The organism is Nocardia sputorum (assembly GCF_027924405.1).
Lineage (GTDB): Bacteria > Actinomycetota > Actinomycetes > Mycobacteriales > Mycobacteriaceae > Nocardia > Nocardia sputorum.
Window position 1 is genome coordinate 7,165,826 of record NZ_AP026978.1, and the last position, 23,225, is coordinate 7,189,050.

The window sequence follows — 23,225 nt, forward strand, 5'->3', positions numbered from 1 at the left end:
GTGATTCGCATGATCGTGATCACCGGTGCGACCGGCACCATCGGCAGTGAAATCGTCCGGCAGCTGAGCGAGCGCGGGACCGCAATCCGCGCCGTCACCCGCGACCCCGGCCGGGCCGCCGTCCCCGCGGGCGTCGAAGTGGTGCGCGGCGACTACACCGACCTGGCGTCCATGGCGAAGGCGATGGCCGGTGCGGAGGCCGCGTTCATCGTCGGCGTGCTGGGCCCGGAGTACGTGGAGCTCGACCGTGCGCTCATCACCACGGCGCGGGACGCGGGAGTCGGCCGCATCGTCAAACTGTCCGCCATCGGCACCGGCGACACCGGTCTCGGCCGCGTCGGCACCTGGCATCTGCCCGGTGAGCAGGCCGCGCGAGAGAGTGGCGTCGACTGGACCATTCTGCGCCCCAGCTCCTTCGCCTCGAACACCCTGAGCTGGGCCGCAGCGATCCGTGCCGGACATCCGGTGCCGAATATGACCGGCGACGCGGCTCAGGGCGTCGTCGATCCCCGAGATGTCGCCGGAGCCGCCGTCGAGGCATTGATTTCCGCCGATCACGCGGGCCGGATCTACCACCTGACGGGACCGGAATTGCTCACCACGCATGATCTGGCCGCGACTTTGGCGACAGTCACCGGCCACCCGGTGGATGTGACCGATATTCCCGAAACCGAAGCGCGAGCACATATGCTCGCGTCCGGAATGTCCGCCGAATTCGTCGACGGCGCACTGGCGGGGCAGGCATATGTGCGTGCCGGGCACAACGCGATCGTGACCGCCGATGTAACCGAAATACTCGGCCGTGCAAGGAGTTTCGCCGAATGGGCCGCCGATAACGTGAATGCCTTCACGGCTGTCGGCAACACACCGTAGGCTGCTTGTGATCAGTGCCACATCGAATTGCCGAACGATGCACACTCGGCAAAGGTGACATGACCGGCCGTGCGGCCGGTGTGCTTACACGAAAAGGAAATTCGGATGCGTCAACGGGTCATGACGGTCTTGGTAGCGCTTGTGGCAGGCGGGTCCGCCGCCGCGTTCGGCGGGGCGAGCGCGTCCGCCGTGGCGGTGAACCCTTTCCCCGGCGGCACGGAGGTCTACTTCGACAACAATGAATCCGCGGCGATCGCGAACCTGAATCTCGGCCCGGCGTTGAGTCAAGTGGCCGTCGCTTGGTCGCCGGGCGCGAAAGCGATGCTCGGCGAGGGGATCACCGAGCACGCCCGGTGGGCAGGCGAATCCCCGACCGGCGGAGTGTCGATCGAGGTCTACGGGTCGTTCCTCCAGCCCTCGCTGGTCACGGTCACCACCCTGCGCGGCTGAGCTATTTCCGTTTGTGATTCGGTGTGCCAGGGGTATGCTCGCCCATGGCGTTATGCGCATGCATTGCCCGAATCCGCTGTGCTCGAGCGTAGGGTTCGGGCAGCGGCGGCGAGCAAGCGCGCGGCCAGACATCCGGCTGCCGCGCCTTCGGTGCTTACCGACCTGGAGACCTCCTGGCGGATGCCCGGACGGGACGACACTACGTGTGCCGTCCCGTCCGGTGTTTCTCCTAGGCAGCCATTTCCTGGTCGATTGCCGCCGCGAAGGCGTCCACATCGGCCTCGGTGGTGTCGAACGAGCACATCCAGCGGACCTCGCCGGTGCGCTCATCCCAGATATGAAAGCGGAACCGCTTCTGCAGTCGCTCGGTGACTTCCCTGGGCAGCGTGGCGAAGACGGCATTGGCCTGGACCGGCCGGACGATCTCGACGCCGGGTACCCCGGCGACGGCCGTGGCCAGCCGGGCCGCCATCGCGTTGGCGTGCCGGGCGTTGCGCAGCCACAGGTCGCCCTCCAGTAGCGCGACGAATTGCGCCGACACGTACCGCATCTTGGAGGCGAGCTGCAGCCCGGCCTTGCGCAGGTACGGCACGCCGCGCACCGCGTCCGGGTCGAGCACGACGATCGCCTCGCCGAACATGAGGCCGTTCTTGGTGCCGCCGAACGACAGCACGTCCACCCCGGCGTCGGTGGTGAACGCGCGCGGCGGCAAGTCGAGGGCGGCGGCCGCGTTGGCCAGCCGGGCGCCGTCGACGTGCAGCAGCATGCCCCGCTCGCGCGCCAGCGCGCCGATCGCCGCGATCTCCTCGGGCGTGTAGAGGGTGCCGAGTTCGGTGCTCTGGGTGAGGGAGACGACCTTCGGCTGGGCATGGTGCTCATCGCCGAAGCCCCACGCGTACCGGTCGAGTAGTTCCGGGGTCAGCTTGCCGTCCGAGGTGGGGACCGGGATCAGTTTCAGCCCGGCCACCTTCTCGGGCGCGCCGCACTCGTCCAGGTTGATGTGCGCGGACTCCGGGCAGATCACGGCGCTCCACCGGTCGCACATGGCCTGTAGCCCCACCACGTTCGCGCCGCTGCCGTTGAAGACCGGATAGACCTCGGCGCGCTCGCCGAAATGGCGTTTGATCAGCTCGCGCAGCCGGGCGGTGTGGACGTCCGCGCCGTAGGCCGGCTGGTGGCCCACGTTGGCGGCGGCCAGCGCCGCCATGATGTCCGGGTGAACCGGGGCGTTGTTGTCGCTGGCGAATCCGCGCGGTGGTTCGCCCCCGTGGTCGCCGAGCTCGGGAGAGCTGTCGCTCACCGGTCCCCCTCGGTCAGCAGCGGAAAGGCGCCGTTCTCGTCGTGGACCTCGCGGCCGGTGAGGGGCGGGTCGAACACGCAGACCGCCCGGAACCGCGTGTGGGCGCGCAGGGTGTGACGTTGGTGCGCGTCGACCAGATACAGCACACCGGGCGCCAAGCGATGCGTCTCCCCGGTCTCCTCGTCGACCACTTCACCCTCACCCTCGATCACGTAGACGGCTTCGATGTGGTTGGCGTACCACATCTCGAGCTCGGCGCCCGCGTCGACCACGGTGTCGTTCAAGGAGAAGCCGGCCTTCTCCCGGGCGAGAACCAGGCGACGGCTGGTCCACGTGGGGCCCCGCACTTCGCGCTCGGTGCCGATGGTCTCCTCCAAGGAACGGACGATCATGGGTTTCCTTTGTTCGTGCTCGGCCGGGGTGGATCGAGCGGGGTCCCGGCGCTGAGTGTTTCTGCGAACTCCCTCCGATCATGGCTGTCGGCGCAACTCGTCCAACAGTGGCAGGAATGCCCCATATCGTAAAAATCAAGCCATTTCGGATGGGCTGCGTCAGTCGACGAACAGGCCGCCGGTGAGGTTGGCGACCGCCCCGGTGATGGCGCCGGCGCGGTCGGAGGCGACGAAGGCGGCCACGTCGGCGACCTCGGCGATGGTGGGCAACTGCTTTCGCAGCGTCCGGTCCGCCATGCGAGCCTCGAATGCGTCGCGGCTGATGCCGTAGGCGTCGGCATGCAACCCGTACACCTCGGAAAGCTGCGGCGATTCCGGCATTCCCGCGGCGTTCAGGCACACGACTCGCACACCGCGCGGTCCGAGTTCGGCGGCGAGGCCGCGTGACAACGCTTCGATCGCCGCCCATGCCGGCGCCATGCCGCCCATGAGCGGGACGGCCGTCCGCGACGGAGACGCGGTGATCGTCAGGATCACGCCCGACCCCTGGTCGGTCATGCGCCGGGCGGCAGCTCTGGCGGTCAGGAAATTGGCCTTGGGGTAGGTGGCCATCGGCAGATCGAAATTGTCCACCGGGAGGTCGACGATGGCAGTGCCCTGTATCCCGGTCTGCGGCAGGCTGATCGCGTTGAACGAGATATCGAGGGACCCGGCGTCGCGGACCACCGCATCGACGTGCGCGTCCACCGCGTCTTCATCCAGGACATCTACCGTGGCGACGTCGGCGACCCCGCCGGTTGCCCTGATCTCATCGGCCACCACCTCCAGCGTGGAGCGGGTGCGCCCAGCGAGGAAGACTCGCGCCCCCTCCGCGGCGAAAACCTGCGCAACGACTTTTCCAACGGCTCCGCTCGCTCCGTAGACGATCGCGTTCTTCTTCTCAAGCAGCACTGATGACTCCTCGTTCCGGGCTGTGCGCCGATTCGGCGTGGACGTCGAGTTCGACGCCGCCAACCGCCAACTAGTTTCATGATGAAACTGGATGGAACATAGCAGGAGGTGGTTTTGTCATGCAACCACTTCGGATATGCTGCACAGATGCTCGGCCGTACCTACGAAACCCAGGATTGCTCCGCGGCGCGGGCGCTCGAGATCGTCGGCGAGCGCTGGAGCCTGGTGATCATTCGGCACGCGCTCTTCCGGGGTATCACCCGATTCGGCGATTTTCAGCGCAGTCTCGGGATCTCCCGCAATATCCTCGCGGCGCGGCTCGACCGATTCGTCGAAGACGGGGTCATGCGGCGTCAGCCCGACGCGGCCGGGTCGGCCTACCACGAGTACGTTCTCACCGAGAAGGGGCGCGAACTGCAACCAGTGATCGTGGCCCTCACGCACTGGGGTGACCGCTGGGCAGCTCCGGGCGATCCTCCCGTCGTCCTCAGACACGCCCACTGTGGCGGCGCGGTGCACCAACGAACCGTCTGCCGAGATTGCGGTGAGGCCGTGGCCATCGACGAGGTAGAAGCGCACCCCACGGCGCAACGGGCGCCGCGACGGTAACCCCCTCGAACCCAGGACCGCCGCGGGACGACACCACGTGTGTCGTCCCGCGGCGGTGTTCAGTTCGCGGTCGAGCGGAAACCGCGCAGCCGCAGGCTGTTGCTCACCACGAAGACCGAGGAGAAGGCCATCGCGGCGCCCGCGAGCATCGGGTTCAGCAGTCCCGCCATGGCCAGCGGGATCGCGGCCACGTTGTAGGCGAAGGCCCAGAACAGGTTGCCCTTGATGGTCGCGAGGGTTCGGCGGGACAGCCGGATCGCGTCCGCGGCCGCCCGCAGATCGCCGCGCACCAAGGTGAGATCGCCCGCCTCGATCGCCACGTCGGTGCCGGTGCCCATGGCCAGGCCCAGGTCGGCCTGGGCCAGCGCCGCGGCGTCGTTCACGCCGTCGCCCACCATCGCCACCACTTTGCCGTCGGCTTGCAGCCGCTGCACCGTGTCCACCTTGTCCTGCGGCAGCACTTCCGCGATCACCTCGTCGATGCCGACCTGCGCGGCGATCGCCTCGGCGGCGGCCCGGTTGTCACCGGTCAGCATGATCGGGGCGAGTCCGAGGGCCCGCAGCTGGGAAATCGCCTCGGCGGAGGTCGGTTTCACCGCGTCGGCCACCACGAGCACGCCGCGCGCCGCGCCGTCCCAGCCCACCGCGACGGCGGTCTTGCCCTCGGCTTCGGCCGCGCGCATCGCCTCGGTCAAGGCTTCGTCGAGGTGCTGTGACCAGTCGGCGAGCAACCGGGCGCGACCGACGACCACCGCGTGGCCGTCCACCATGCCCTGCACGCCCAGGCCTTCGACATTCGCGAAATCCTCGACCGGCTTCAACTCGCCCACCCGCTCGCGGGCGCCTTTGGCGATGGCTTGGGCGATCGGGTGCTCGGAGGAATCCTCCAGGGCTCCGGCCAGCGCCAGAATCCGCTCGACCTGCTCGCCCTCGGCGGGGATCACGTCGAGCAAGCTCATCTTGCCCGCGGTGACGGTGCCGGTCTTGTCCAGCACGATCGTGTCCACCCGCCGGGTGGACTCCAGCACTTCCGGGCCCTTGATCAGGATGCCCAACTGCGCGCCGCGTCCCGTGCCGACCATCAGCGCGGTCGGCGTGGCCAGTCCGAGTGCGCACGGGCAGGCGATGATCAGCACCGCCACCGCCGCGGTGAACGCCGCGGCCACCGATCCGCCGGTGCCGAGCCAGAACCCTAGCGTCGCGACCGACAGCGCGATCACGATCGGCACGAAGAACCCGGAGATCCGGTCGGCCAGCCGCTGGGCCTGCGCCTTGCCGGTCTGCGCGTCCTCGACCAGCTTCGCCATCTGCGCCAGCTGGGTGTCGGAACCGATCCTGGTGGCACGCACCACGATCCGTCCGCCGACGTTGACGGTGGCGCCGACCACCGCGTCGTCCGGGCCGACCTCCACCGGCACCGATTCACCGGTGAGCATGGAGGCGTCGACGGCGGAGGAACCTTCCGTCACGACGCCGTCGGTGGCGATCTTCTCGCCGGGCCGCACCACGAACCGGTCGCCGACCCTCAGCTGCTCCACCGGGATGCGCTGCTCGGTTCCGTCGCGCAGGACGGAGACCTCTTTGGCCCCCAGCTCGAGCAGTGCCCGCAGCGCCGCACCCGCGCGCCGTTTGGCCCGCGCCTCGAAGAAGCGCCCGGCCAGGATGAACGTGGTGACGCCCGCCGCGGCCTCGAGGTAGATGCTGCCGGTGCCGTCCATCCGCGAGATGGTGAACTCGAACGGATGCGTCATGCCCGGCGTGCCCGCGGTGCCCCAGAACAGCGCGTACAGCGACCAGCCCAGGGCGGCCAGCGTCCCCATCGACACCAGGGTGTCCATGGTCGACGCGCCGTGGCGCAGGTTGGTCCATGCCGCGCGGTGGAACGGCAGCGCGCCCCACACCACCACCGGCGCGGCGAGCGTCAGCGACAGCCACTGCCAGTTGGTGAACTGCAAGGCCGGGATCATCGCCATGGCGATCACCGGCACCGACAGCACCAGCGAGACCAGCAGGCGGGTGCGCAGGGCGGCGGCGGGATCCTCCTCGACGGCGTTCTCCTGCGGCTTCGGCGGAGCGGGCAGGGCCGCGGTGTAACCCGCCTGTTCGACGGTGGCGATCAGGTCGTCCGGCGAGACGTCGCCGGTGACCTCGACCCGGGCCTTCTCGGTGGCGTAGTTCACGGTCGCGGTGACGCCGTCGAGCCTGTTGAGCTTCTTCTCGATGCGGGCGGCGCAAGACGCGCAGGTCATTCCACCGATCACGAGTTCGACCTGCCCGGAGGGCGGCGGTTGTGTCGCGGTGGTCATCGTGGGTGCTCCGTTCTGTGCGCGGACGGTCGTCGGGTCAGTGCGCGTGGCCGTCCGGCTGCTGACCAGTGTGTTCTTCGTGGTTAGAGGCGTCTACGGCGGGGGTGCCCGGCGCGACGGTCAGGGTGAATTCGGCGGTGCGGACCACGCCCTCGTGCTGGAAGTCGAGGAACAGGCGGTAGTCGCCCGCGCTCGGCGCCGTGACGGCGAAGGTGATGCCCGGTCCGGCCGCGGTCACGCCGTCGCCGGGGTGGCCTTCCGGATGGACGTGCAGATAGCCCAAGTCGGCGGCGCGCAGGGCCACCAGGTGGCCGTAGGCCCCCAGGTAGGGCTGTAGATCCGTCACCGGCTTGCCTGCCCGGCTGACCGACAGGGTCACCTGCGAGGCCCGGCCCGGGACCACCGCGCCGTCCAGCGTGACGGTGTAGTCGCCGACGTTCGCGGTGGAGGTCGCCGCAGGCAGCTGCTGGGGGTCGTAGCGGCCCGCCACCCGCAGGTCCGCGCCGAGTGTCAGGCCGGCGCCGCCCTCCGGGGTGAAGTCGGCGAATACCCGGTAGTCACCGGCGCGGGTGAGATCCAGCGGGACGCTCCACGTTCCGTTGCCGTCGAGCACCGGGTGCACGTGCTGGAAGGCGGCCATATCGCGGCGCACGACGATCAAGTGCAAGTCCTTGTCGTGGCTGCGCACGTACCGGGTGACGGGCTTCCCGTCGCGGTCGAGGATCGTGAAGCGCAGCGGTACGTTCGCCGCGGCGGTGGTCTGGGCGGTGTCCAGCCGCAGGGTGTAGCCGCGGTCGGTGGCCATCAGTCCTGCTGGTAGTGCGTCGGCCCCGACCGAGTCCGCGTCGTGAGTTTTCGCGTCGTGGGCGGCGGGTTCGGCGGGCTCCGGCCCGATCACCGCACCGGCCGCGAGGGCGACCCCGAAGACGGCGGCGAGGCCGAGGGCGAAGCCGCCGAATTTGGTGGATGCGTTCATCGAAGTGCTCCGTCCGTCAGTCGGCGACGGCATAGCCGGCGCGGGCCACGGCGGCGGTGAGTTCCGCGCGCTCGATCGGGCTCGCGCTCTCGACGGTCACCAGTCCGTCGGCGAGATCGACGGCGACGGAACCCACGCCGTCGAGGCGGCCGATCTCGGTGCGGACCGAGGCGGCGCAGCCGCCGCAGGTCATGCCGGTGACGGTCACGGTGGTTGTGCTCATGGTCGGTGTCCTCCTGCGGTTGTTCTCGAATACAATTCTACCCTACCCCCCTAGGGTATGTGGATGTCAAGTTCCCGCGCAGACGAAAGCCCGGCCCGCGCCATGATTCGCGGACCGGGCTTGATGAAACGGGATCAGCGGTAGGTCACCAGCGCGACGGCGGGCGCCGAGACCACCTGCACATCGGCGGAGTCGGACACCTTGACGTGCAGGAACCCGCCCTCGATCGCGATCCGGACGTCATCGACGGTGCGTGTGGTCCGCCCGTCCCGGTCCAGCAGTGAGTAGCCCTCGACCAGGACGACCTTGCTCGCGGGCCGCCATTTCGCTTCCATTCCGGCGCCTTTCGTCGGCGCCACCGGCGGGAAGTCGAGTTCCGGCTCGGCGACGTGGTTGAAGTAGTTGGACAGGACGTTCAGCGCGACATGGCCCACGATCTCGCCGAGTTCGGCGTCGCTCACCCCGCGAGAGCGCGCTGAGTCGAGTGCGGCGTCGTCGATCCGGCCGCGGGAGCGGAGTATGTCCCGGGCGACGTGCAGGATCGCGTCGGCGTGCGGGTCGTCGGCGCGTGCCGCGAGGGTGTCGGTGATCGCCTGCTCGGTGAAGCCCATGCGCTCGGCGCGCATGCTGTGTGCGGCGGTGCAGTAGTCGCAACCGTTTTCGCCGGCGACCAGCAGGGCGAGCTGTTCGCGCACGCGGGCCGAAAGCTTTCCTTTGGTGAGCGCGTCGCGCAGGTTCAGGTATCCCCGCAGGTGACGGGGCTGTTGGCCATGGCGGCGTAGAGATTCGGGACCCGGCCCAGCTGGCGCTGTACCTCGCCCAGCAGGTCGGCCTGCTCGGCATCGGCGGAGTCGGGAGATACAAGGGGCAGGCGGGACATCGAAGCCTCCAGCTCGAACAGACGGTACCGATCGGTTCCGAGGCAAGACGGTACTGAGTGGTTCCGTCTTGGTCAAGCGTGATGGTACTGATCGGTTCCGTTCTGCTATCGTGGCGTCATGCCAACCCAGGCCAAGCAGCGTTTGCTCACCACCGCGGAAGAGCTGTTCTACGCCGAAGGGATTCGCGCCGTAGGCATCGATCGCCTGCTCCAGGAATCCGGCGTGGGTCGCGCCTCCTTCTATCGCCACTTCGCGAGCAAGGACGACCTGGTCGTCGCGGTGCTGGAGGATCGGGACCGCCGCTGGCTGAGCTGGCTGCGGGAATCGGTCGAGGTGAAGACCGGGGACCCGGCCGCCCGGCCGCTCGCGGTCTTCGACGCCCTGGCCGACCGGTTCGCCCGCAAGGATTTTCGCGGCTGCGCGTTCATCAACACCATGGTCGAGGTCGCCGATCGAGGCAGCGCGGCGCATCAGGTCGCCGATCGGCACAAGCGCCGCGTGATCGAGTACTTGAGCGAACTGCTCACCGAGGCGGGGAGGTCCGACGCCGCGGAACTGGCCGCCGAACTCGCGCTGCTGGTCGACGGCGCGATCGTCACCGCCGTGCGCGAGGGGACGCCGGACGCGGCGTCTCGTGCACGCACCATCGCGGAGCGACTGCTCGCAACGCCATGAGAGCCGACCTGCTACCGCCGGTCGGTATGCGGCGATGCGTCATCGTGTACTCGCTCGCGGGATTCGCCCGACTCGTCTCGCTGTCGCAGCCGGACGCGAAGCCGGGAACCGCGCGTCCACGGGCGGATTCGGGCTCGCGACGCGACCGGCGGCTACCGACCGCCTAGCAATTCGACCCGTGGCGATCGCGCCTACTCCGCTCAGTGTTGCGGACCCGTCCGCCGGGACTTGCCGGAGCTTGCCGAGAGGGACCGATGTCGGCGTCGAATGTGGTCGAGGCGGGAGCATTGCCACGAACCGCCGCGCCGGGGCGGCCATCGCCGGAGCCCGCTGTTGTGGGCATCGTGGCAGGCCGACTCCGGAACCTTGGCCGCGTCGACCGCCCGGTGGAGTCGCCGGGGGACGGCCGGAGCGATCGGAATTGCCCGGTAGGGGCGGTGCGGAGGTGGTCATGCGCACCGGTGCCGCCCCGCTGACGTCGCGGGGCGGCACCTGCTCGGATCAGGCCGAATGCAGGTTGCGTGCGGTAGGTGAGGTCTCGGTCGTGGCCGGGTCGGGGTAGGTGCCGAAGAGGCGGTCGGCGGTGCCGGAGCTGGTGACCGTGAACCAGTAGTGCTCGTTCTTGTAGTGGTGATGGCGGTGATTGCGCCAAACCGCGCGGTAGAGCGAGCCTTTCGGCTTGTAGTCGGTGTGGATCAGGTAGTGCGTCCACTCGTAGCCGAGGCCGAGCAGCGTGATGGTGATCAGGAAGGTGAGGCCGAGGCCCGGGCGGGGAAAGGCGAAGCCCGCCAGCGCGATCAACACCACGACCAGCACCGCCAGAGTTCTCGTCGGGATGAAGATCAGCGGGATGTCGCGCGGATCGACGTGATGCTCGCGGTGCTTGCGGGCCAGTTCGCTGTCCAGCGCGAGCGGGCCCACCCGCCGTGGTTTCCAATGCAGCACGGTGACGTGCACGATCCACTCGAAGACCGGGAAGACCGCCAGCATCGCGGCGGGGACCAGCAGGTCGGTCGGCTGCCAGTCGCCGACGACGACACGGGCGATCAGCGCGCCTGCCAGCGTGGTTCCGATCATCCACGGCGAGGGATGCCGGACGAATTCTGCGAATGCCTGGCTAAGGGTGAGCCCGCGACGCAACGCCCGCTCGTCCCTGCGCACTCGCGCCCGCGCGTCCGCCTCGACCGAGGCCCGTTCGGATGCTTTGGATTTCGTCATGTTCGTTCCTAGCTGTGCGTGACCGGCGGTCCGCCGAGGACCTCGATCAGGGCGGTGGTCGCCGGCTCGAGCAGCGCCCGAGCGGTGGTGGCGGCCTTCTGCGGCCGGCCCGCCGCGATGGCGGCGGCCAGTTCGCGGTATGCCTCGACGTTGCCCACCTCGGCGGACATGATCGGGGCCAGCGCCGCGAGCGCCGGTTCATAGGCGGCGCGCAACATGTTGAACATCAGCCGGAACACGATCGAGTCGGCCGCGTCCACGATGTGATCCCAGAACTCCATCGCGTGCCGCTGCCGCGCGATCGGGTCCTGCTCGGCGGCAAGCGCTTCGACGGATGCCGTCAGCAGGGGACGAACCCCGTCGGCGCCGATCGCGCCTACCCGGCGCGCGGCCAGCTCCGCCACCTTCGGTCCGTTGTGCAGGCGAGCCTCCAGAATGCTGCGGGCGACCGCTGGGTCCAATTCCCCGGCCTGCACCAGCAACCTGGGCAGCACCTCGAGCCCCGCGCCGCGGCGATAGTCCAGCACGGTGGTGGCGTCTCCCTGCCGCACCGACACCAGCCCGGCCGCGGCCAGTCGCTGCAGCGCCTCCCGCACCGCGGGCCGGGACACCCCGAGCGCCTCCGCCAACTGCCGTTCGCTCGGCAAGGTCGCCCCGGGCGCCAGCTCGCCGCTGAGCACATCCGCGGCGATCTGCTCGAACACATCCGCCGACACCGACCGCTTGACCACAGGTTGCAACGCCATGCGTCTACTGTGCGCCGATTTGGTCAGGAGGTCAAGTGGCCAGACCAGTTGCGGCTGCATAGCTATCCCTCGACGGCCATAGCGTCCAGCACATTCCGGAGAACGTGCACGACGCCTACTACGGGCTGAGCGATATCTTCCGCCCCGCCGAGCGCCGGTTCCGACCGGAGCGGCGATCGATCGGACCCGTTCGGAACGCTGCGCCGACAGGTGCCGGTCCGCAGCCCTAATTCGGTGGCCCGCTTGCCGTCGGGGAGTTAACATCCGCTCGTCCGTATTCGAGGTGGAAAGCATTGCCGAGGAGGTGGGGCGGGATGACCGCGCCGAAGACCGCCGTCACACGCGACGCCCGGACTGTCCCAACGTCCCGGGTCCCGGTCTGATCCCTCTTCGTCCGGCGTTCGTGTTGCGGGCTTTCGGCTCGCGTGACGGTGGTGCTGTGTCCGTGACCGGGCCCGACCATCATGAACACGGAGAATCCGAGTTGAGTTCCACCATCGATTGGCGCGTGCGCGCCGAAACCGCTGCCGACATTCCCGCGATCCACGAGATCAACGTCGCGGCCTTCGAGCGGGCCGACGAGGCCGAGCTGGTAGACGCACTGCGCGACGACCCCGCATGGATCGACGGCTTGTCGATCGTCAGCACGCTGCCGGACGACACCCCCGTCGGCTTCGCACTGCTGACTCGCTGCCACGTGCACACGACGCCCGCGCTGTGCCTCGGCCCGTGCGCGGTGCTGCCCGGCTACCAGAAGACCGGTGCGGGTTCCGCCGCGATCAGGGCCGCGCTCGCGGCGGCGGCGCGGATGGGCGAGCGTTTCGTCATCGTGCTCGGTCATCCGGCGTATTACCCGCGCTTCGGGTTCGGCCGGGCGTCCGAGCACGGAATCGGCCTCACCATCGACGTTCCGGATGAGGCGTTGATGGCGCTGACCCTCGACCCTGCTCAGCCGCTGCCGCGCGGCACGGTCCGCTACGCCGCCCCTTTCGGCATCGACTAGCACCGTCGGCGTGACAGTACCGACGGTGGGGCGGAGCCGAATCCGCCCCCCCGTCGGGTCGGCGGGAGGTCAGCTGGGGTCGGAGCCCCGGATGGCGGACAGCCAGATCGAACACGCTGCGGCGACCGTGGTGGCGGCGAGGAAGACCGGGAAGCCGCCGCCGTCGAGATACACCCACAGGAGTGCGGCGACGGGGGCGGCGACGGTGGATTGCGCGTCGAGCAGAAGGCGACGGCGCAGCCGGGTGGCCTTCGCTGTGTGGGCGGGCGCGTCCGGGTCGGGGCGGCTGGGATTGTCGATGAGACGACCGGGCGGTTCGGCGTCGCGGATGCGGCCGGAGGGGTAGAGCCGTCGTCCGGCGACGTGGATCGTGCGGTCGGTGAGTTCCGCGTCGGTTTCGGTCAGGACGATCAGCGCCGGGTCGAAGTACACCGGAAGCCACCGCGGCCGCCCGGTGCCCGCGACTTGCAACCACGACCGGCTGTCCAGGCGATGCTGCTGGCGGATGCGGGTGACCCGCACGGTGCGCGCGGCGCCCGAACGCCAGAGCGGGAGCAAGCCGAAGGCGACGGCGAGCCGGTACCCCGTATACCCGACGATGCCGAGGGCAACGGCGACCAGGGCCGCCACTTGGTCCAACGTGCCGAACGGCGCCCAAGCGGCACAGACCGCGAGAGCGCCGATCGTCACGGTGAGCGGATAGGCCAGCGGGTGGCCCGGTCCGGCGCTCACTTCAGGAAGCCGACCTTGGTGTAGTCGCGCGAGGCGAGGCCGAACGCACCGTAGTTCGCCAGATCGGTCCGGACGGCGTAGGTGCCCGCGGCCTGGTGCAGCGGGATGGAGTACCCCTCTTCGAAGATCATCCGATCGCATTCGTTGGCCAACTGAATGGCCTTGTCGGGGTCGAGTTCGGACAGGGTCCGATCGATCAGCGCGTTGAGTTCCGGGGTTCCGATCCGCGCCTTGTTGCCCTGCAGATTGGCAGGGTCGTAGTAGTAGATCTGCCGCAGTCCGCTCAGCGGGAGAACGCTACCGTTCCAGCTGAATTGGGCCAGATCGAAATTGCCGGGGTCGATGACGTTGGTGAACAGTCCCGTGCCCGGCACCGTCTGAATGGTCAGTTTCACGCCGACTTTCGCGAGATTCTGCTGCACGATCTGCGCGGTCTGCACCCACTGGTCCTGCTGGTACATCACGTCGCGGAGTTCGAGCTTGCGGCCGTCCTTCTCGCGGACGTCGCCGTTGAGCTTCCAGCCGAGCGCGTCCAGCATCCGGGCCGCCTCGTCCGGGTCGTAGGCGATGGGCGCGGCGTTGTCCTGGTAGCCCTTCTGCCCCGACACGAAGACGTGATTGTTCAATGGCTTCGGATCGTCGACGACGCCGTGCTGCGAGGCGGTGACCACGCCCTGCCGGTCGATCGCCTTGGAGATGGCGATCCGCAGTTGCGGGTCGGCCAGCAGCGAACCGGGCGCCCCGTTGAACGTGATGTGCGACCAGGTCGGCTCCGGCGTGCGCCGGATGACCACATTCGCCGCGTTGCGCGCCGCGCTGACGTTCTCGATGCCGGACATGTAGGCGATGTCGAGCTCGTTGTTCTGGATCGCGGGCAGCCAGGCCGAGTGGTCGAGCACGCTGAAGGTGACCGAATCCAGTTTCGGCGTATCGCCCCACCACCGGGGATTGCGCCCGAGCACGATGCGATTCTGGCTGCGATCGATGGAGGTGACCGCGAAGGGGCCCGCGCTGACCGGCAACCCGTTCTTGGCCGCGTTGGTGAAGGTGTCGGGCGTCGCGGTGACCGATTTCGGGTACAGCGGGTTGAACAGTCCTTGCCATTCGCTGTAGGGCTGGTCGAAGGTCACCACGGCTTGCCGGTCGTCGGCGCCGCGCTCGACCTTGCCGACCCGTTCGAAACCGCCGGTGCCCGAGACGAGGAACGCGTTGTCCTTCCCGCTCAGGGCATTCGCCTGCGACCGCAGGTCTTCCCAGGTGATCGGTGAGCCGTCGGACCACATGGCTTTCGGATTGATGGTGTACTCCACTTGCTGGGGGTTGGTCCCGGTCAGCTTGATATCGGTGAAGAAGTCGTGGTCGATGCTCAGCTGTCCCGCCGCGTCGCTGACGAAGGCGGTGGGCATCGTCGCTTCGACGATGGAGAAGACGCTCTCGGTGCCGCCGTCCACATGCAGGTAGTTGAAGGTCTCCGGGAAGTTGGTGAGCGCCAACCGCAGATTGCCGCCGTCGCGCAGTTCGCCGGGGTCCCTCGGATTGATGTCGTTGGTGCTGCCGACCGTGCTGGTGCCAGGCGCCGCGGCGTTGTCCCCGCCACAACCCGTGACGGTCAGCCCGATCACGACCAGCGACAACGCCAGCCGGGCACACGCAGAGGTAATCCGCATGGTGATCCTTCCTGCTCGTTAGGTCCTGCGGAACGGCCTCACTTCTCGAAGCCCACCCGGAGATAGTCCGGGGAAGCCAGCCCGAAGGCGCCGAAGTTGGCCAGCCCCGCTCGAACGGCCACATTGCCCGGCGATTGCGCGATGGGCACCGAGTGGCCCAGCTCGAAGATCATCCGGTCGGCCTTGTTCGCCAGCTCGATCGCCCGCTCGGGGTCGAGTTCGGAAATGGTCTGCTCGATCAACTCGTTCAGTTCGGGTGACCCGATCCGTCCCTTGTTGCTCAGCGGGTTCGCCGGGTCGTAGGCGTAGATCTGCGGCAGCGCGCCGAGCGGGAAAATGCTTCTGGACCAGCTGAACTGGGCGATGTCGAAGTTGCCAGGGTCGATCACATCGGTGAACAGACCGTTGCCGGGGAAGGTCTGGATCACCAGTTTCACCCCGACCCGCGCCAGATTCTGCTGCATGATCTGCGCCATCTGCACCCAGGTGTCCTGCTGGAACATCACGTCCCGGATCACCAGCTGCCGTCCGTCCTTCTCGCGGACGTCGCCGTTGAGCTTCCAGCCGAGTTCGTCCAGCATGCGGGCCGCCTCGTCGGGGTTGTAGGCGATCACCGCGGAGTTGTCCTGATAGCCCTTCTGCCCGTCGAGATAGATGTGGTTGTTCAGCGGCTTGGGATTCTCCACGATCCCGTTCTGCAGCGCGGTGACGATGCCCTGGCGATCGATCGCCTTCGCGATCGCGACGCGCAAGCGCGCATCCGCGAGAATCGATCCCGGCGCGCCGTTGAACGTGATGTGCGAGTTGTACGGGCGCGAGGCGCGACGCACGATGATGCCCGGCGAGTTGGTCGCGGACTTGACCTCTTCGATGCCGGAGATATCGATGGCGTCGAGTTCATTGTTCTGCAAGGCGTTGAGGCGGGCCGAATAGTCGAGCACGCTGTAGGTGACGGTGTCCAGCTTCGGCGTCTCGCCCCACCATTTCGGGTTGCGGCTGAGCACGATTCGCTGCTGCGCCCGGTCGACGGAGGTGATCACGAACGGTCCGGCCGACTTGGCCAGCCCGTTGCGGTCGCGCTCGTTGAACGCCTGCGGCGTCTCGGTCGATTCCTTCGGCATCAGCTGACTGAACAGGCCCCGCCACTCCGCGTAGTGCTGCGCGAAGGTGACGATCGCCTGGCGGTCGTCGACGCCGCGCTCGACCTTGGCCAGCCGGTTGTAGCCCTGCGTCGCGGCGACCCGGTATTCCGTGTTGCGGCCGCTCAGCGCCTCGGCTTGGGAGCGCAGGTCCTCCCAGGTGATCGGGCTGCCGTCGGACCAGACCGCCTTGGGATTGATGGTGTAGACCACCCGCTGCGGATTGGTCTCGGTCAGTGCGATATCGGTGAAGAAGTTGTGATCGATCGACAGTTCGCCCGCGGCGTTGGCGGTGATCGGCCCTGGCAATGTCCAGTCGACTACTTCGGCGAGGTCACCGTCGGCGTCGACGTGGTGCGAATTGAACGTCGCGGGGAAGTTCGTGATCGCGAGACGCAGGTTGCCGCCGTCGCGCACGTCGCTCGGGTCTCGGGGATTGATGTCGTTGGTCGATCCGATCGCGCTGGAACCCGACTCGACTTCGTTGCCGCCGGCGCCACAGCCGACCAACAGCGCGAGCGCCGTGCCAACGGTAAGAGCTCGGACCATCACCTTGCGTGTCCGCCACCGGCGGTTCTGTGCTGGTCTCATTTCGCGAATCCGATCTTGGTGTAGTCGTAGGACGCCAGCCCGGGGGAACCGATATTGGCGAGGTCCGCGCGGGCGCCGAAACTGCCGTCGGACTGGGTCAGCGGCAGGGAATGCCCTTCCTCGAACACCTTGCGGTCGACCTCGTTGGCCAGTTCGATCGCCTTCTTCGGGTCGAGTTCGGTCAGCGTGCGCTCGATCAGGGCATTGAGCTCGGGCGAGCCGATACGACCGTAGTTGCCCTGCAGATCGTTCGGGTCGTAGTAGTAGATCTGCCGGATCGAACTCATCGCGAAGGCGTCCCCGGAGAAGATGAACTGTGCGGCGTCGAAATCACCGGGGATGATGACGTCGGTGAAATAACCGGCCCCCGGCTTGGTGTCGATGGTGAGCCGCACGCCGATCCGGGCCAGATTCTGCTGGATGATCTGCGCGATTTGCACCCACAGCGGGTCGTTGTACATCACGTCGCGGATTTCCAGCTTGCGTCCGTCCTTCTCGCGGACGTCGCCGTTGAGCTTCCAGCCGAGCGCGTCGAGTTCCCGTGCCGCCTGGTCGGGGTCGTAGGCCACCGGCGCCGAATTGTCCTGGTAACCGTCTTGCCCCTGCAGGAAGATGTGGTTGTTCAACGGCTTCGGATTCTCGACCAGGCCGTTCTGGGTCGCGGTCGCGATACCCTGCCGGTCGATGGCCTTCGCGATCGCCACCCGCACGCGCGCATCCGCGAGAATGGAACCGGGCGCGCCGTTGAAGGTGATGTGCCGCCAGCGGTTACCCGGCGCACGGCGGATCACCAGCCCGTTGGTAGTGCGGACCGTCTTGACCTCGTCGATCGAGGCCAGCCGGGCCAGATCCAGTTCGTTGTTCTGCAGGGCGCCCACCCACGCCGCCTGATCCAGCACACTGTAGGTGATGGTGTCCAGTTTCGGCGTCTCGCCCCACCATCTCGGATTACGGCTGAGCACGATCCGGCCCTGGACACGGTCGGTGGACTGGACGACGAACGGGCCCGCGCTGGGGCCGAGCCGGTCCACGAGTCCCTTGTTGAACGATTCCGGGGTCGCTGTCACGGATTTCGGGAAAAGCGAGGAGTTTCCCGCGAACTGTCCGCGCCATTCGCCGTAGGGATGGTTGAAGGTGAGGACCGCCTGCCGGTCGTCCACACCGCGCTCGACCTTGTCGACGAACTCGAAGCCGTTGGTGATCGCGATCAAGAAGCGCTTGTCCCGCCCGTTGAGCGCGTGTGCTTGCGCGGCGATGTCCTCCCAGGTGATCGGCGTGCCGTCGGACCAGACCGCCGCGGGATTGATGGTGTAGGTGACCTGCTGCGGGTTGGTGCCGGTCAGCGCCACATCGGTGAAGAAGTCCCGGTTCACGGTCAGGTTGCCCGCCGCGTCGACGTCGAACGCGCGCGGCATGAGCGGACGCTCGATGTCGCCGATCTCGCCGTCGTTCCCGTCATTGGACAGGGTGTTCCAGTTCGCCGGGAAGCTGGTGACCGCCAAGCGCAGGTTGCCGCCGTCGCGCACCTCGTCGCGGTTCTTGGGATTGATGTCGCTGGTGGTGCCGAGCGCGTCGGACAGTCCCGCGGCCGACTCGTCGGGGCCGGTCGCGCAGCCCGCGGCGATCAGCGTGACCGCCGCCAAGCCCGCGGTCCACCGCCATCGGTCGAAACGGATCCGCATCGCGCTCTCCTGACTATCGGCTGACTGCTGGAACCGGCACCGCGTCGATCAGCGCCCTGGTGTACTCGTGTCGCGGCTCGGCGAATATCTGCTCCGCCGAACCGTATTCCACGATCTTGCCGCGATACATGACGGCGATGTCGTGAGCCAGGTTCCGCACCACGGACAGGTCGTGCGAGACGAACAGATACGAGAGTCCGCGCTCGGTCTGCAGGTCACGCAACAGATTCAGCACGCCTGCCTGGATCGAGACGTCCAGCGAGGAGACCGGCTCGTCGAGCACCAGCAGCTCCGGGTCCAGCGCGAGAGCGCGGGCGATGCTGATGCGCTGCTTCTGTCCGCCGGAGAAGTCGGCGGGGTAGCGGTCGGCGTGCTCGGGGCGCAGCCCGACCTGCTCGAGCAGCTCCGGTACGCGACGGGCGATCTCGGTCCGCGAACGCCCGTCGATGCGCAACGGCTCGGCGAGCGCGTCGAAGATCGGCAGGCGCGGATCCAGCGAGGCGGTGGGGTCCTGGAAGACGATCTGCATCTTCCGGCGGATCTCCCGCTTGCGCGCCTTGCTCAGCGACGCGACGTCGCTGCCCATGATCTCGATCGTGCCCTCCTGCGGAGAGACCAGATCGAGGATCTGGGTGAGCGTGGTGGACTTGCCGGAGCCGGACTCGCCGACCAGTGCCAACGTGCGCCCGCGGCGCACCTCGAAACTGATGCCGTCGACCGCCCTGATCTCGCCCTTGCGACGGCGCAGCACCACGCCCGACGTGAGGGGGAAGACCTTCACCAGATCCGAGACCCGCAAGACCACGTCCGAATCCGGCTCGGCCTCGGCGTCCGGCTCGGCGATCTCGCGGCGATAGGCCTCGAACAACTCGTCGGTGCCGACCTCGGCGGTGCGGATGCAGGCGGCCGTATGCCCGGGTTCCACGCCCTCCAGCGGCGGTTCCGCCGCCCGGCACTCGTCGATCGACACCGGGCAGCGCGGTGCGAACGAGCAGCCCGGCGGCAGCGCGTGCATGGCGGGCGGCGCGCCGACGATCGGGATCAGCGGCCGCCGCGGCGGACCGTCCATCCGCGGAATCGAGCCGAGCAGACCGACGGTGTAGGGCATCCGCGGTGTGTTGAACAGCTCTGCCGCGGTGGCGGTTTCGACGATCCGGCCCGCGTACATGACGGCCACGCGATCGGCCAGCGTCGCGGCGATGCCCATGTCGTGGGTGATCATGATGACGCCCGCGCCGGTGATGTCGCGCGCCTTGCGCAGCAGGTTGAGGATCTGCTTCTGCACCGTCACGTCCAGCGCGGTGGTCGGCTCGTCGCAGATGATCAACGCCGGATCGTTCGCGATCGCCATCGCGATGACCACGCGCTGGCGCTGGCCGCCGGAGAACTCGTGCGGAAACGCCTTGGCCCGCGTCTGCGGGTCCGGGATGCCGACCAGGTCGAGCAGCTCCACCGCGCGTTTCGCGGCTTCGCTGCGGCCCATCTTGCCGTGCGCCAGCAGGGCTTCGGCGATCTGATCGCCCACCCGGTACACCGGCGTGAGCGCCGAGAGCGGGTCCTGGAACACCATGCTGATGGAACTGCCGCGCAGCTTGGACAGGTCGCGATCGCCGAGGCCGAGCAGTTCACGGCCGCGGAACCGGATGGAGCCGGTGATCCGCGCCTGCTCCGGCAGCAGTCCCATCACCGCCAGCGAGGACACCGACTTGCCCGACCCGGACTCACCGACGATGGCGAGCACTTCGCCATCGGACACCGTGTAGGTGACGCCGCGCACCGCGTCGATCCGGCCCTCCTCGCTGGGGAAGGACACCCGCAGATCGGTGATCTCCAGCAGGGGCGCGGTCGAGGTCGTCTCGACCGTCTGCTCGGTTGTTCCCGCGCTCGTCATGCTTTCGCCTTCTTCTTCGACCGTGCCCGCTTGGCGCCGGGGTCGAACGCGTCGCGCAGCCCGTCACCGACGAGGTTGGCGCACAGCACGGTGATGATCAGCAGACCACCCGCGAACAGGAACAGCCAGGGATAAGTCAACGCTGATTTCGTCCCCGCGGCGATCAGCGATCCGAGCGACACATCCGGCGGCTGCACGCCGAAACCGAGGAAGCTCAGGCCCGTCTCGGCCATGATCGCCGAGCCGACGGTGAGGGTGGTGTCGATGATCAGGATCGAGGCGATGTTCGGGATGACATGGCTGAGGATCACCGTGCGGGTGGGCGCTCCCATGTACCGCGCGGCGCGGACGAATTCGCGATCACGCAGGCTCAGGGTCAGGCCGCGCACGATCCGCGCGGAGATCATCCAGCCGAAGCAGGACAACAGGATGATCAGCAGCAGGATGGAACCGCTGCCCTTGGTGCGCGGCGCGAACAGCGCGATGACGATGAAACTCGGGACCACCAGCAGCAGGTCCACCAGCCACATGATTGCGCGGTCGGTCCAGCCGCCGAGCAGGCCGGCCAGTGAACCGGCGGTGGCCGCGATCGTGGTCGACAACAACGCGACACACAGGCCGATGACCAGCGATTTCTGCAGTCCGCGCAGGGTCTGCGCGAGCACGTCCTGGCCGATCTGCGTGGTGCCGAACGGATGTTCCGGGCTCGGCGGTTTCAGCAGGGCGGTGTAGTCCAGCTGCTGGTAGTCGTAGGGCAGCAAGGGCGGCAGCGCGAAGCTCGCGACGAACAGCGCGATCAGGATCAGGCCGCCCGCGACAGCGGGCTTGTTGCGCAGGAAACGCCGCAGCACCAGCCTGCGCCGCCCCGTCGCGGTGACCTCCGGCGCACCTTGGACGATGATCTCGGCTTCCGTCATCCCACACGCACCCTTGGGTCGAGAATCGCGTACACGATGTCGGACAGCAGACCCGACACCAGCACCACCAGGCCGGCGAACGCGGTCACCGTCACCACGACGTACAGGTCCTGGGCGTTGATCGAGTCGACCAGCCACTCACCGACACCGTGCCAGCCGAAGATCTTCTCGGTGAACGTCGCGCCGGTGATCAGAGCGCCGAGGCTGTAGGCGAACAGCGTGGCCATCGGGATCAGCGCCGTGCGCAGGCCGTGCTTGTACAGCGCCTTGCTGCGCGTGAGTCCCTTGGCGCGGGCGGTGCGGATGAAATCGCTCTGCAGCACGTCGAGCATGGCGTTGCGCTGGTAGCGGCTGTAGCCGGCCATGGCGCCGAGGGCCAGTGCGGTGGTGGGCAGGATCAGGTGCTGGATGCGGTCGAGCAGCTGCGGCCCGAACCCTTCGATCTTGTTCGCCGACGTCTCGCCGGTATAGAGGAAGATCTGCGATCCGGCGAGCGAATTGATCTCCAGCGCACCGTATTTGAGCAGCGTCGCGAGCAGGAACACCGGCGTGCTCAAGATCAGCAACGACACCACCGTGGTGAAATAGTCGCTGAACTTGTACTGCCGGATCGCGCCCGCCGCGCCGATCAGCACGCCGAGCACCGTGCCGACCAGCGAACCGACGACCAGCAACCGCAGGCTCACCGCGACCCGCCGCGGCAGCTCCTCGCTCACCGGCTGCCCGGCCAGCGTGGTGCCGAAGTCGCCGTGCGGGATGCCGGCGAGCCAGGTGAGATAGCGCTCCGGGATCGGGTCGTTGAGGTGCAGCTCCTCGGCCTTGGCGTCGATCACTGCCTGTGGCGGGCGCGGATTGCGTTGTTCGAGACTGTCCAGCGGACGGAACGTCAGGGACGCCAAACTGAACGTCAGGAACGAAGCCAGCAGCAACAGCACGACATAGTTGAGCGCGCGTCGTAGCAGGAAGCCGGTCATCAGTCCTCTGGTCTTTCGGCTGGACGAGCCAGCGTCGGTATTAGCCCCCGATCATAAGGACGTGGTCGGCGGCGCGCGTGCCACCCGACATCCGGGCATGTCCGGGGCTCGAGCGGGCACCGGTCCGGGCGCGAGACCGGCGTTGTCCGGCAGGATGGAATGGGTGACGCCCCTGCACCTGCCCAAGCCGAAGATGGTCGCCACCGATGTGGACGGCACGCTCATCGATCACGACGAGCGGGTCACCGCGCGGACCAAGGCGGCGGTCGGCGCCCTGATCGCCGACGGCGTGCCGTTCGTGCTGGCCACGGGGCGTCCGCCGCGCTGGATCGATCCGGTGGTGCAAGGTCTGGGGTACGCGCCGCTGTGTGTGTGCGGCAACGGCGCGGTGATCTACGACAGCGCCGCCGACCGGGTGCTGGTGAGTATGACGTTGGACGTGCCGACGCTCGCCTGGCTCGCCGACGTCGCCGAGCGGGCGTTGCCCGGCTGCGGTCTCGCGGCCGAACGCGTCGGGGAGAGCGCGCACGACGCGGTGACGCCGCAATTCGTCAGCTCGCCACAGTACGAGCACGCCTGGCTCAACCCGGACGACACCTCGGTCGCCCGCGAGGAGGTCATCGACGCGCCCGCCATCAAGATGCTGATCCGGTTGCCCGGCGCGCGCAGCTCGGACATGCGCGCGGTGCTCGCTCCGCTGATCGGCGAGCGTGCCGACATCACCTATTCGACCGAGCACGGGCTCATCGAACTGTCCGCGCCCGGCATCACCAAGGCCGCCGGGCTGGCGGTGGTCGCCCAGCGGCTCGGCGTGGACGAGTCCACCATCGTCGCGTTCGGCGACATGCCCAACGACGTCCCCATGCTCACCATGGCCGGTCACGGCGTCGCGATGCGCAACGCCCATCCCGAGGCGCTGGCCGCCGCCGACGAGATCGCCGAGGCCAACACCGACGACGGAGTCGCGCGCGTCCTCGAGCGCTGGTGGGTGTGAGCTGTATCGAACCGCTTCCGGCCCGGGAGGGCTCC

At 68.1% G+C, this 23,225-nt stretch carries 23 protein-coding genes; 6 read left to right on the plus strand and 17 right to left on the minus strand.

Annotation, left to right across the window (positions count from 1 at the left end; genetic code table 11):
- Positions 1–9 precede the first annotated feature (9 nt).
- Positions 10–873, plus strand: a complete 864-nt coding sequence (locus QMG86_RS32315) for an NAD(P)H-binding protein (protein WP_281876672.1) — start codon at positions 10–12, stop codon at positions 871–873.
- 105 nt (positions 874–978) lie between these two features.
- Complete coding sequence (locus QMG86_RS32320) at positions 979–1,323, plus strand: hypothetical protein (protein WP_159849012.1); 345 nt, start codon at positions 979–981, stop codon at positions 1,321–1,323.
- 229 nt (positions 1,324–1,552) lie between these two features.
- Here QMG86_RS32320 and QMG86_RS32325 read toward each other — a convergent pair whose 3' ends face one another.
- From QMG86_RS32325 to QMG86_RS32335, 3 genes are all read right to left on the minus strand, one after another.
- Positions 1,553–2,623 (minus strand): threonine aldolase family protein, encoded by a 1,071-nt coding sequence (locus tag QMG86_RS32325; protein WP_281876673.1) that lies wholly within the window; start codon positions 2,621–2,623, stop codon positions 1,553–1,555.
- The gene (locus QMG86_RS32330; protein ID WP_281876674.1) at positions 2,620–3,015 is read right to left on the minus strand and encodes an ectoine synthase; all 396 of its coding nucleotides are present in this window, start codon (positions 3,013–3,015) and stop codon (positions 2,620–2,622) included. Before QMG86_RS32330 ends, QMG86_RS32325 begins: the two co-directional genes overlap by 4 nt.
- Before the next feature lie 159 nt (positions 3,016–3,174).
- Positions 3,175–3,966: an SDR family NAD(P)-dependent oxidoreductase gene (locus QMG86_RS32335; RefSeq protein WP_281876675.1), complete on the minus strand. Its 792-nt coding sequence runs from the start codon at positions 3,964–3,966 to the stop codon at positions 3,175–3,177.
- A gap of 147 nt (positions 3,967–4,113) precedes the next feature.
- On the opposite strand from QMG86_RS32335, the gene QMG86_RS32340 reads away from it, so the two are divergent.
- On the plus strand, positions 4,114–4,575 hold the full coding sequence (locus QMG86_RS32340) for a winged helix-turn-helix transcriptional regulator (RefSeq protein ID WP_281876676.1): 462 nt from the start codon (positions 4,114–4,116) through the stop codon (positions 4,573–4,575).
- Positions 4,576–4,634: 59 nt separating this feature from the next.
- On the opposite strand, the gene QMG86_RS32345 is transcribed toward QMG86_RS32340, so the two are convergent.
- From QMG86_RS32345 to QMG86_RS32365, 5 genes are all read right to left on the minus strand, one after another.
- Positions 4,635–6,881 carry a heavy metal translocating P-type ATPase gene (locus QMG86_RS32345; RefSeq protein WP_281876677.1) on the minus strand — a complete coding sequence of 749 codons (2,247 nt, stop codon included), beginning with the start codon at positions 6,879–6,881 and terminating at the stop codon, positions 4,635–4,637.
- Between the two features lie 37 nt (positions 6,882–6,918).
- Positions 6,919–7,857: a DUF8832 domain-containing protein gene (locus QMG86_RS32350; protein ID WP_281876678.1), complete on the minus strand. Its 939-nt coding sequence runs from the start codon at positions 7,855–7,857 to the stop codon at positions 6,919–6,921.
- A 16-nt stretch (positions 7,858–7,873) separates the two neighbouring features.
- Complete coding sequence (locus tag QMG86_RS32355; protein ID WP_281876679.1) at positions 7,874–8,080, minus strand: heavy-metal-associated domain-containing protein; 207 nt, start codon at positions 8,078–8,080, stop codon at positions 7,874–7,876.
- Positions 8,081–8,214: 134 nt separating this feature from the next.
- Entirely contained in the window at positions 8,215–8,832 is a 618-nt protein-coding gene (locus tag QMG86_RS32360; RefSeq protein WP_281881240.1) for a carboxymuconolactone decarboxylase family protein, read from the minus strand.
- A complete protein-coding gene (locus QMG86_RS32365; protein ID WP_281881292.1) occupies positions 8,817–8,960 on the minus strand; it encodes a hypothetical protein in 144 nt (47 codons plus the stop codon). Before QMG86_RS32365 ends, QMG86_RS32360 begins: the two co-directional genes overlap by 16 nt.
- Positions 8,961–9,078: 118 nt before the next feature.
- Here QMG86_RS32365 and QMG86_RS32370 point away from each other — a divergent pair, with 118 nt between their 5' ends.
- Positions 9,079–9,636 (plus strand): TetR/AcrR family transcriptional regulator, encoded by a 558-nt coding sequence (locus QMG86_RS32370; RefSeq protein WP_281876680.1) that lies wholly within the window; start codon positions 9,079–9,081, stop codon positions 9,634–9,636.
- 501 nt (positions 9,637–10,137) lie between these two features.
- On the opposite strand, the gene QMG86_RS32375 is transcribed toward QMG86_RS32370, so the two are convergent.
- A complete protein-coding gene (locus QMG86_RS32375; RefSeq protein WP_434086136.1) occupies positions 10,138–10,854 on the minus strand; it encodes a sterol desaturase family protein in 717 nt (238 codons plus the stop codon).
- Between the two features lie 8 nt (positions 10,855–10,862).
- Positions 10,863–11,600 (minus strand): FadR/GntR family transcriptional regulator, encoded by a 738-nt coding sequence (locus QMG86_RS32380; protein ID WP_281876681.1) that lies wholly within the window; start codon positions 11,598–11,600, stop codon positions 10,863–10,865.
- Positions 11,601–12,084: 484 nt separating this feature from the next.
- Between QMG86_RS32380 and QMG86_RS32385 the strand changes: the two genes are divergently transcribed.
- Positions 12,085–12,603: a GNAT family N-acetyltransferase gene (locus tag QMG86_RS32385; protein ID WP_281876682.1), complete on the plus strand. Its 519-nt coding sequence runs from the start codon at positions 12,085–12,087 to the stop codon at positions 12,601–12,603.
- A 69-nt stretch (positions 12,604–12,672) separates the two neighbouring features.
- On the opposite strand, the gene QMG86_RS32390 is transcribed toward QMG86_RS32385, so the two are convergent.
- The 7 genes from QMG86_RS32390 to QMG86_RS32420 are packed head-to-tail and all read right to left on the minus strand — an operon-like array spanning position 12,673 to position 22,196.
- On the minus strand, positions 12,673–13,335 hold the full coding sequence (locus QMG86_RS32390) for a hypothetical protein (RefSeq protein ID WP_281876683.1): 663 nt from the start codon (positions 13,333–13,335) through the stop codon (positions 12,673–12,675).
- A complete protein-coding gene (locus tag QMG86_RS32395; protein ID WP_281876685.1) occupies positions 13,332–15,002 on the minus strand; it encodes an ABC transporter family substrate-binding protein in 1,671 nt (556 codons plus the stop codon). The genes QMG86_RS32390 and QMG86_RS32395 overlap by 4 nt, the downstream gene beginning before the upstream one ends.
- Before the next feature lie 38 nt (positions 15,003–15,040).
- Complete coding sequence (locus QMG86_RS32400) at positions 15,041–16,690, minus strand: ABC transporter family substrate-binding protein (protein ID WP_281876686.1); 1,650 nt, start codon at positions 16,688–16,690, stop codon at positions 15,041–15,043.
- A 38-nt stretch (positions 16,691–16,728) separates the two neighbouring features.
- Entirely contained in the window at positions 16,729–18,414 is a 1,686-nt protein-coding gene (locus QMG86_RS32405; protein ID WP_281876688.1) for an ABC transporter family substrate-binding protein, read from the minus strand.
- 13 nt (positions 18,415–18,427) lie between these two features.
- A complete protein-coding gene (locus tag QMG86_RS32410) occupies positions 18,428–20,305 on the minus strand; it encodes an ABC transporter ATP-binding protein (RefSeq protein WP_281876689.1) in 1,878 nt (625 codons plus the stop codon).
- Positions 20,302–21,222 carry an ABC transporter permease gene (locus QMG86_RS32415; protein WP_281876690.1) on the minus strand — a complete coding sequence of 307 codons (921 nt, stop codon included), beginning with the start codon at positions 21,220–21,222 and terminating at the stop codon, positions 20,302–20,304. The genes QMG86_RS32410 and QMG86_RS32415 overlap by 4 nt, the downstream gene beginning before the upstream one ends.
- Positions 21,219–22,196, minus strand: coding sequence for an ABC transporter permease (locus tag QMG86_RS32420; protein ID WP_281876691.1), 978 nt, complete (start codon positions 22,194–22,196; stop codon positions 21,219–21,221). The genes QMG86_RS32415 and QMG86_RS32420 overlap by 4 nt, the downstream gene beginning before the upstream one ends.
- 154 nt (positions 22,197–22,350) lie before the next feature.
- On the opposite strand from QMG86_RS32420, the gene QMG86_RS32425 reads away from it, so the two are divergent.
- Positions 22,351–23,190, plus strand: a complete 840-nt coding sequence (locus tag QMG86_RS32425) for an HAD family hydrolase (RefSeq protein ID WP_159849150.1) — start codon at positions 22,351–22,353, stop codon at positions 23,188–23,190.
- Positions 23,191–23,225: the final 35 nt, after the last annotated feature.